Annotated in this window: 1 protein-coding gene and 1 pseudogene; both read left to right on the forward strand. The window is 72.6% G+C overall.

From position 1 onward, the window contains the following. Positions 1 to 836 (forward strand): annotated as a pseudogene (locus AC27KI_RS23835) (hydantoinase/carbamoylase family amidase); the annotation flags it as partial. Next, the coding region (locus AC27KI_RS23840) for a M81 family metallopeptidase (RefSeq protein WP_487116201.1) at positions 833 to 1,872 on the forward strand (1,040 nt) is incomplete at its 3' end. The pseudogene AC27KI_RS23835 and the gene AC27KI_RS23840, both read left to right, overlap by 4 nt.

Genomic DNA, 1,872 nt, shown 5'->3' on the forward strand with positions numbered 1-1,872 from the left:
GTGCCCGTGATGATGGGCTCCGGCGTGTTCGCCGGGGCCTTCACGCTGGAGCATGCGCTAGCCCAGCGCGATGCGCAGGGCACCAGCGTGGCCGAGGCGCTGGCCGCCATCGGGTACGCCGGCACGCCGGCTCCCACGCCCGCGGTGGGTGCGTATTTCGAGGCGCACATCGAGCAGGGGCCGGTGCTGGAGGCCAACGACTGCGTGATCGGCGTGGTGCAGGGCGCACTGGGCCAGCGCTGGTACGACGTGACCGTGCAGGGCATGGAGGCCCACGCCGGCCCCACGCCGATGGAACTGCGCCGCGACGCGCTGCTGGCGGCGAGCCGCCTGGTGGCCGAGGTCAATCGCATCGCCCTCGACCACGCCCCGCATGCGCGCGGCACGGTGGGCGTGCTGGACGTCTTCCCCAGCTCGCGCAACGTCATCCCCGGCAGCGTGCGCATGACCGTGGACCTGCGTGCCGCCGACGACGCGGTGCTGCTGCAGATGGATGCGGCCCTGCGCGCCGCCTGCGAGCGCATCGGCGCGGCCCACCGCACGCCGGTGGCCGTGGAGCAGGTCGTGTACTTTCCGCCGCAGCCCTTCGCCCCGGCACTGGTCGAAGGCGTGCGCGCCGACGCCAGGCCCTGGGCTACACCGCCATGGACGTGGTGAGCGGCGCCGGGCACGACGCCGTGTATCTGGCGCGCCTGGCGCCCACCGCCATGGTCTTCGTGCCTTGCGCGGACGGCATCAGCCACAACGAGATCGAAGACGCCCGGCCCGAGCATCTGGAGGCCGGCTGCAACGTGCTGCTGCAGGCCATGCTGCGCAGCGCGGGGGTGGCGGCATGAAGATCCTGATCGCGCGGCTCAACCACGAGACCAACACCTTCTCGCCCGTTCCCACGCCGCTGGAGGCCTTTTCGCCCGCCTATGGCGCGCAGGCGCTGCAGGAGAACGAGGGCATGCGCACGGCCATGGCGGCGTTCATCGACCTGGCCAAGGGGCTGGGCGCCACACTGGTCACGCCCGTGTCGGCCATGGCCAACCCCAGCGGGCCGGCGCATGCCGCGGCCTACGATGAACTGACCCGCCGCATCGTGGACGCCGCCCCGGGCTGCGATGCCATCCTGCTGGACCTGCACGGCGCCATGGTGGCCGAGAACAGCCCCGACGGCGAAGGCGACCTGCTGGAGCGCGTGCGGGCCGCCGCACCGGGCGTGCCCGTCGGCGTGGCGCTGGACCTGCACGGCAACATCACCCCCAAGATGGTCGCCAATGCCGATGTGATGGTGGGCTTCAAGACCTACCCGCACATCGACATGTACGAAACCGGCGAGCACGCCGGGCGCCTGCTGCTGGCCATGCTGCACGGCCAGGCGCGCTACACCGTGCGCTGGCACCCGCTGCCCATGATGGGCCACACGCTGCGCAGCACCACGCTGCAGGGTGCCATGCTGCGCGCGGTGGACGCGGCCCGCGCGGCCGAGGCCGGCGGCATTCCGGCGGTGACGGTGTTCGCCGGCTTTTCGCTCGCCGATATCGAGGCGCCGTGCATGAGCGTGGTGGTCACGGCCCCGGCCGACGATCCCGAACCGGCCCAGGCGGCCGCCGACCGCATCGCTGCCGCCATGTGGAGCGAGCGCGCCGAGTTCGTCTACGACAGCGAGCCGCTAGATCAGTCCCTGCAGCGCGCGCAGGCCCTGGCCGTGGGCGCGGACCGCCCCGTGCTGCTGCTGGACCACAGCGACAACTGCATGTCCGGCGGCACCTGCGATGCCATGGACGTGCTGCAGGCGGCGCTCGCCAACGGCCTGCAAGACATCGCCGTGGGCCCGCTGTGCGACCCCGGGGCGGTCGCCGAACTGGTGGCGGCCGGCGTCGGTCG

The sequence above is a fragment of the Acidovorax sp. KPB24-03 genome (assembly GCF_057546605.1).